This window comes from Nocardiopsis ganjiahuensis DSM 45031 (genome assembly GCF_000341085.1).
Classification (GTDB): domain Bacteria; phylum Actinomycetota; class Actinomycetes; order Streptosporangiales; family Streptosporangiaceae; genus Nocardiopsis; species Nocardiopsis ganjiahuensis.
Map to the genome: position 1 here is coordinate 102547 of NZ_ANBA01000004.1, position 6998 is coordinate 109544.

Genomic DNA, 6998 nt, shown 5'->3' on the forward strand with positions numbered 1-6998 from the left:
TAGGAAACGTAACTGTATCCCTGGTGCCAGTCCTGGGTTTTCCGCTCCTCATCCGGCATGTCGAGTCGCTAGCATGAGTCGCGCCGATCCGGACAAACCAATTTCCCGTCCAGGGGGTGTCCCATGCCGAATATCGGTCCGTCTGAGGACGGTCAGTCGGCCCTCGCCGAACGCGAACAGCGCATCCTCGCCTTCGAACGCCAGTGGTGGAAGTTCGAGGGCTCCAAGGAACAGGCGATCCGTGACGAGTTCGGGTTCTCCGCGACCCGCTACTACCAACTGCTCAACGGTCTGGTCGAGCGCCCCGAGGCTCTCGCCTTCGACCCCATGACCGTCAAACGTCTGCGCCGTCTGCGCGCCGACCGCCGACGCCAACGCAACGCGCGCCAGTTGGGCATCCACCTCTGACACGCGTCCCCTTCCAGCGCTCCCGACCCACCAGCTGACCCGCGACCCGTGTGTGCGGCCGGGCGGATCCCCGAAAGGCACACCCGGCCCCGTGCTTCCCGGCGTGGGCCACCGCTCCCGACCGGATCCGTACCCGCACCGTCCGGGTCCGTACCCGCGATCCGCCAACCGACAGCGACAAGGTCCTCGTATGCCCTCGTCCCCAGCGTCCGGCCAACCGCACGCCCTGCCCGAACCGACCACACGGGTCGGCCGTGCCGCACTCGAGGCACTGGTCACCGACCCCTCGAAGGCACTGGTCGCCTTCGACTTCGACGGCACCCTGGCCCCCATCGTCGCCGACCCGCGCACCTCCGCCCCCCAACCGGGGATCGTGGCCGCGCTGGCCGACCTGGCGGTCCTGGTGGGCACCGTCGCGGTGATCACCGGCCGTCCCGCCGCCACCGCGGTAGGCCTCGGCGGCCTGGACCGGGTGCCCGGCATCGTCGTGCTCGGCCACTACGGCGCCGAGCGCTGGTCCGACGGCGAGGTGGTCGCCGCCGACCCACCGCCCGGCGTGGCCCTGGTCCGAGCCGAGCTCCCCGCCCTGGTGGACTCCTCCGGAGCACCGGAGGGCACGTGGATCGAGGACAAGGGGCGCTCGCTGGCCGTGCACACCCGCCGCACGAGCGACCCCGACCGGGCCCTGGAACTGCTGGTCGGCCCCCTCACGGAACTGGCCGAACGCGCCGACCTGAAGGTGGAGCCCGGCCGGATGGTGATCGAGCTCCGTCCACAGGGTGTGGACAAGGGCGCCGCCCTCACCTCCCTGGTGGAGGAGAGAGCGGCCCAGCCCGTCCTCTACGCCGGCGACGACCTGGGAGACCTGCCCGCCTTCGAGGCGGTGGCCGCACTGCGCGGGCAGGGCGTCCCCGGTCTGACCGTGTGCTCGTCCTCCGACGAGGTCACCGAGGTCGCCGACGCCGCGGACCTGGTCGTCCCCGGGCCCTCCGGCCTGGCCGAACTGATCGTCCGCCTCACGGAGAGGATTCGTGTTCGTGGGCTTGGGGCGTGAGCGCCGAACGCGCCGCCGTGCGCAGGTCCACCAGCCCCGTGCGGTCGCGCCCGTAGTGCACGGCGTTGGTGAGCACACCCACGTACCGCCCGCTCTCCGGGTGCATGAACAGGCTCGTCCCGGTGAACCCGTTGTGGTAGACCACCCCCTCCGGGGTGACCAACCAGGCGAGCCCCCTCGACAACCGTGCGCCCGCGTCCACCTGCGGTGACCAGCTCTCCCGCACGAACGACCCCGGGATGATCCCGGTGCCGCCCTCGTGCAGGCGCAGCATCTCCCGGGCGAAGGCGCCCAGGTCGATGGCGGTGCTGAACACCCCGGCGTGACCGGCCACACCGCCCATCAGCGCGGCCGCCTCGTCGTGGACCACACCCCAGGAGGGGCCCGTGCCGACGAGGCGCCGCTCGGTCGGCGCCACGTTGGGCGACCTCGCCAGCGGACCGAAGGTCGTGGACCTCATACCCAGCTCGGACCAGACCTCCTCGGCCAACCGGTCCAGGCTCCTGCCGTACAGCCGTTCCAGGAGCAGGCCCAGCAGGATGAACCCCCGGTCGATGTACTGGTAGCCGGGTTCCTCCAACGGGTCCGCCAGGATCGCCTCGGCCAGGTCCTGGTCCGTGCCCACGTACCGCTCCAACCAGGTGACCTGGTTGAGCCGGCTCGTGTGCGTGAGGATCTGCCGGGTCGTCACCCAGGCCCCGGGAAGGTCCTCACCGGGAAAGTATTCGGACATCGGGGCGTTCAGATCCAGAACCCCCTCGGCGACCGCACGGCCCACCAGCGGCCAGGTCGCCATGACCTTCGTCAGACTCGCGACGTCGTAGGACACGTCCGGGGCCGTGTCGTGTTCGCCGTCGATCCGCCCGACCGCCACGAACTCCCACATGCCGCCGGTACCGATCACCGCGGCTCCGCCCGGCAACCAGTCCGCGTCCACCATCACCTTCAGGACCCCACGGATCCGCGCCCCAGTCTCCGTGAGCCAGTCACCATCACGCACAACACGCCTCCCCCCGAGCGGTCTCCCCCACTCTCGGCGGATACCCCGTTCGCTCCGGCTTGTCACACCCCCGCCGTCTTCGCACAGTACGAAACCCTCGCAGTTCGAGGCCGTAATCAGACCCCTCGGGCGTGGCGAAGTAGGCTGTCGCCCACGAAGTTCCGAGGAGGACGATGAGCACCAAGACCCCCGTTCCCGCCGGTTTCGTCGGCGTGGCCGGCAACATCGGGATCAAGGACCCCGAGGACGACTTCTTCGCGGTGGTCTCCCAGACCCCCGCGGTGGTCTCCGCCGTGTTCACCCTGTCCCGGTTCGCCGGGCCGAGCGTCCGGCTCAGCCGGGAGGCGGCGGCCGACGGGCACGCCCGCGGCGTCACGGTGATCGCCCGCAACGCCAACGTGGCGACCGGCCAGATCGGCACCGCCGACGCCCGTGAGGTCCAGGAGGGCGTGGCTCGGGCCGTCGGGGTCGACCCCGACGACATCCTGATCGCCTCCACCGGGGTCATCGGCCGCCCCTACCCGATGGACAGGGTCCGCTCCTACCTGGAGGGCCTCCCGACCGAGTTCCCCCCGGCCGACCTGGACCGCTCCGCCGCGGCCATGATGACCACCGACACCCACCCCAAGATCGCCACCGCCAAGGTCGGCGACGCGACCCTCACCGGGATCGCCAAGGGCGTCGGCATGATCGAACCCAACATGGCGACCATGCTGACCTGGTTCTTCACCGACGCCGAGCTGGACCAGCCGGTCCTGGACGAGGTGTTCCGCCGGGTGGTGGACAGGACCTTCAACGCCCTGAGCATCGACACGGACACCTCCACCAGCGACTCCGCGGCGATCTTCGCCAACGGCCTGGCCGGACCGGTCGACGTCACCGAGTTCGAGGCCGCGCTGTACGAAGTGGCGCTCGAGCTCGTCCGGATGATCGCCTCCGACGGCGAGGGCGCCGGCAAGCTCATCGAGGTCCGGACGACCGGGGCCCGCGACGACGCCCAGGCCAAGCGGATCGGCAAGGCCGTGGTGAACTCGCCCCTGGTCAAGACCGCCGTGCACGGGGCCGACCCCAACTGGGGCCGGGTCGCGATGGCGGTGGGCAAGTGCTCGGACGAGACCGACGTCCTGCCGGAGAACGTCCGGATCCTCTTCGGGGACGTGGAGACCTTCCCGACCGAGGCCACCGCCGAGACCCTGGAGCGCGCCGCCCAGCACATGAAGGGCGACGAGGTGGTGATCAGCGTCGACCTGGGCATCGCCGACGGTGAGTTCACGGTCTACGGCTGCGACCTGACCGAGGGCTACATCAGGATCAACGCCGACTACACGACCTGAGCCCCGGGTTCGGCAGACGAAAGGGCCCCGGAAGCGTTCCGGGGCCCTCGTGTGTTCTCGGGTCAGATGTGCACGGCGGGGCCGTCGGTCATCTTCCCCGCCTTCATGAAGAGGGACAGCCCGGCCGCCGCCAGCATCACCACGGCGGCGATCCCGAAGGCCAGGTGCAGGCCGTCCAGGAAGGCGAGGTTGCTCGCCTGGGTGACCGCGGCGGCCATCCCCGCGTCGGCGCCCTCCGGCAGGACCGCCCCGCCCTGCGCGACCGTGCTCTGCATGTCGGCCAGCTCCCCGGAGGAGGGTTCGGCAAGACCGGAGGCGGCGTAGTGGCCGGGCAGGGTGGAGATGATGGTCGCGGACATGACCGCGCCCAGCACCGCCGTGCCCAGCGAGCCACCGAGCTGCATGGCGGCCTGCTGGACCGCCGAGGCGACCCCGGCGAAGCGCACCGGCGCGTTGCCGATGATCGCGGCGGTGGCGCCGGTCATCACCAGGCTCAGGCCCACGCCCAGCAGGACGAACGCCGCCGAGATGTACACGACGCCGGTGTCGGCCTCCAGCCGGGAGAGCAGGAACATGCCGGCCGAAGCGGACAGCAGACCGATGGTGGTGGGCAGTTTCGCCCCGACCCGGTCCAGGACCCGGCCGGCGATCGGTGAGGTGACCGCCATCATCGCGGTCATGGAGATGAGCTGGAGTCCGGTCTGGGCGGGGCTCAGCCCGCGCACGCCCTGCAGGTAGAAGGTGATGAAGAACAGCGAGCCCATGAGGCCCAGGGCCATCGCCACCGTCAGGACCACACCGATGGACACCGACGGGTGCGCGAACAGGCCGAGCGGGATGAGCGGCTGTTCGGGCCTGCGCTCCCACAGCACGAACGCGACCCCGAACAGCACCGCGGCGCCGAGGGAGACCAGGGTGACCGGGTGCGCCCAGCCGGTGCTCGGGGCCTCGACCAGCGCCCACACCAGCGCGAAGATCGCGACGCTGACCAGCACGATGCCGGGCACGTCCATACGGCTCCCGGCGTCGGTGGCCTTGTTGGCGGCCAGCAGCCACAGCCCCAGTCCCAGAGCGACGGCGCCGACCGGGACGTTGATGTAGAACACGGCCTCCCAGCTGAACGCGCCCACGAGGACACCACCGAGGATCGGACCGCCTGCCGTGGCCGCGCCGATCAGGCTGCCGAAGACACCGAAGGCCCGGCCCAGCTTGCTGGGAGGGAAGCTGGAGCGGAGCAGGCCCATGGCCGAGGGGAGCAGCAGCGCTCCGAAGATCCCCTGGACGATCCGGAAGGCGATGAGCATGACCACCCCGGACGACAGCGCGATCGCCACCGAGGCGAGCACGAAGCCGACCACGCCCACCAGGTAGGTGTTCCGGTAGCCGAAGCGGTCGCCGATCTTGCCCGCCGTGATCAGGAAGACCGCGAGTCCGAGCAGGTAGCCGTGGGTGACCCACTGGAGCTCGGCCAGTGAAGCGCCCAGGCTTGCACCGATCGCGGGATTGGCCACGGCGACGATGGTGCCGTCGAGGGCCACCATCATCACGCCGAAGGCGATGGCGACGAGGGTGGCCCACGGACTCTCGGTGAACCGCTGCCGCCCCTCTGATCCAGGTGGTGCCGAGCTCTTCGTGGTCTGCGTGGTCATGTGTACCCCGTGTGTTCTGGCCATCCCGTACCTGCCGAGATTATGTCAGCGACTGACAAGTGGCAATCGCTGACATTTGTCGGTGACTGACATCACTTATGCCCGCGTGTATCCTCCATGGAGAGAGCACGCGAGCGGCACACGGAAGCGGGAGGCACGTCCATGAGCACGACGAGCCCCGAACCGGTGGGCCTGCGCGAGCGGAAGAAGGCCCAGCTGCGCGAGACCCTTCTCAACTCGGGGCTGCGCCTGTTCCACGAGAAGGGCTACGAGAAGACCACCACCGAGGAGATCGCGGCCTGCGCCGGGGTCTCCCAGCGGACGTTCTTCCGCTACTTCGCCTCCAAGGAGGACGTGGTCCTGGAAGCGGTCGAGGGGGTCGACGAGGTCCTCTGCGCGGCCCTGCGCGCCCGCCCTTCCGACGAACACCCGTTCCGGGCCCTGCGCAACGCCATGCGCGACCACTGGGTGATCCTGGAGCGCGAGAACCTGCACCTCCAGGGCAGCGCCGGGAACTTCATCTCCCAGAGCCCCGAGCTCTTCGAGGCGAACATGCGCTACTGCCACCGCCGACAGGCCAAGCTGGCCGAGGTCATCGGCGAGCGCACCGGCGTGGACCCGGCCACCGACCCCCGCCCCTCCCTCGTGGCAACCGTCTTCTTCGCGGCCCTCAACAACGGCTTCCAGACCTGGTCCGCCTCGGGCTGCACCGACAGCACCGACGGCCTGCTGCGCGCCTTCCTGCACCAGCTCGACCTGGTCCCCGAGGCCGTCTGCGAAACCTGGTCCACCCCGGGCGACCCGCACCACCAGGCCTGAGAGTCAGCACCTCCCCACGACCGTTCACAGCAGGCGGCGAAAAGCAGTACCAAAGACAAGACGGCCTGGCGGCAGGGGCGCTCCCATAACACACGGGTGTGGCCATTCTTGAGTTATCCACAAGCCCTTTTCGGGAGAAAGAAACCTGGCATTCCAGGTCCATCTTTCCCCGGGCATTCCTTTCCTTTCCCCACTGCCCGACCTACCCTTGAAGTATGAACACTTCCTCTTTCGGGCAGGGCGCAGGGCAGGCGGGGGACACCCCCGCCGTGGCCCTTGTGCGCCAGGCCTGCGAGAGGGCCTCCCGCACCTTCCAAGGGGAACTCCCGGCCGGCGCAACGGCCGCCACCCTGGAGAGCGTGTGCTCGATGTGGGAGGCCATGGAGCTCCTCAAACTGCAGATACTGCTGCGCCTGGCCCAGATCCGCGCCGAAGGCAACCTCCTGGAAGTGGGCGGGCAGCGCAGCGTGGCCGCCTGGATGATCCACACCCTGGGCACCAACCCCGCCCAGGCCCATGCCCTGGGAACGCTCGCCGAACTCCTCTTTTCCGGAAAACTCCCCCGCACCCTGAAAGCCCTGGGTGAGGGAATGCTGTCGGTGGACGAGGCCGCCACCCTCGCCAAAACAGCCGAGCGTGCGGTCAAGACCCGCGACAAGAACCACTCCGCCTTCGCCGATGCTGATGAATTCCGGCGGATGATCGAAACCCGCATTGTGGAGGCGAAGACACAG

The 6998-nt window shown here is 69.6% G+C and carries 6 protein-coding genes and 1 pseudogene; 5 read left to right on the plus strand and 2 right to left on the minus strand.

The genetic code is table 11. The features are described from left to right. Positions 1-123: 123 nt before the first annotated feature. Positions 124-408, plus strand: coding sequence for a DUF3263 domain-containing protein (locus D458_RS0105220; protein ID WP_017582782.1), 285 nt, complete (start codon positions 124-126; stop codon positions 406-408). A 190-nt stretch (positions 409-598) separates the two neighbouring features. Continuing rightward, complete coding sequence (gene otsB / locus D458_RS0105225; RefSeq protein WP_017585671.1) at positions 599-1462, plus strand: trehalose-phosphatase; 864 nt, start codon at positions 599-601, stop codon at positions 1460-1462. Here otsB and D458_RS0105230 read toward each other — a convergent pair. Beyond that, positions 1425-2462, minus strand: a complete 1038-nt coding sequence (locus D458_RS0105230) for a serine hydrolase domain-containing protein (RefSeq protein WP_026119018.1) — start codon at positions 2460-2462, stop codon at positions 1425-1427. The two genes, otsB and D458_RS0105230, sit on opposite strands and share 38 nt — an antisense overlap. 173 nt (positions 2463-2635) lie before the next feature. Between D458_RS0105230 and argJ the strand changes: the two genes are divergently transcribed. After that, complete coding sequence (argJ, locus tag D458_RS0105235; RefSeq protein ID WP_017585673.1) at positions 2636-3796, plus strand: bifunctional glutamate N-acetyltransferase/amino-acid acetyltransferase ArgJ; 1161 nt, start codon at positions 2636-2638, stop codon at positions 3794-3796. 62 nt (positions 3797-3858) lie between these two features. Here argJ and D458_RS0105240 read toward each other — a convergent pair whose 3' ends face one another. Continuing rightward, a complete protein-coding gene (locus D458_RS0105240; RefSeq protein WP_017585674.1) occupies positions 3859-5445 on the minus strand; it encodes an MFS transporter in 1587 nt (528 codons plus the stop codon). Between the two features lie 162 nt (positions 5446-5607). Here D458_RS0105240 and D458_RS0105245 point away from each other — a divergent pair, with 162 nt between their 5' ends. Beyond that, positions 5608-6264 (plus strand): TetR/AcrR family transcriptional regulator, encoded by a 657-nt coding sequence (locus D458_RS0105245; protein WP_017585675.1) that lies wholly within the window; start codon positions 5608-5610, stop codon positions 6262-6264. A 215-nt stretch (positions 6265-6479) separates the two neighbouring features. Further along, positions 6480-6998 (plus strand): annotated as a pseudogene (locus D458_RS32980) (DUF222 domain-containing protein); the annotation flags it as partial.

What these genes read in the sequence shown, in the direction of transcription:
- otsB (WP_017585671.1), top strand. Translation starts at nt 599, where the DNA reads ATGCCCTCGTCCCCAGCGTCCGGCCAACCGCACGCCCTGCCCGAACCG.
- D458_RS0105220 (WP_017582782.1), top strand. Translation starts at nt 124, where the DNA reads ATGCCGAATATCGGTCCGTCTGAGGACGGTCAGTCGGCCCTCGCCGAA.
- D458_RS0105240 (WP_017585674.1), bottom strand. Translation starts at nt 5,445, where the DNA reads ATGACCACGCAGACCACGAAGAGCTCGGCACCACCTGGATCAGAGGGG.
- D458_RS0105245 (WP_017585675.1), top strand. Translation starts at nt 5,608, where the DNA reads ATGAGCACGACGAGCCCCGAACCGGTGGGCCTGCGCGAGCGGAAGAAG.
- argJ (WP_017585673.1), top strand. Translation starts at nt 2,636, where the DNA reads ATGAGCACCAAGACCCCCGTTCCCGCCGGTTTCGTCGGCGTGGCCGGC.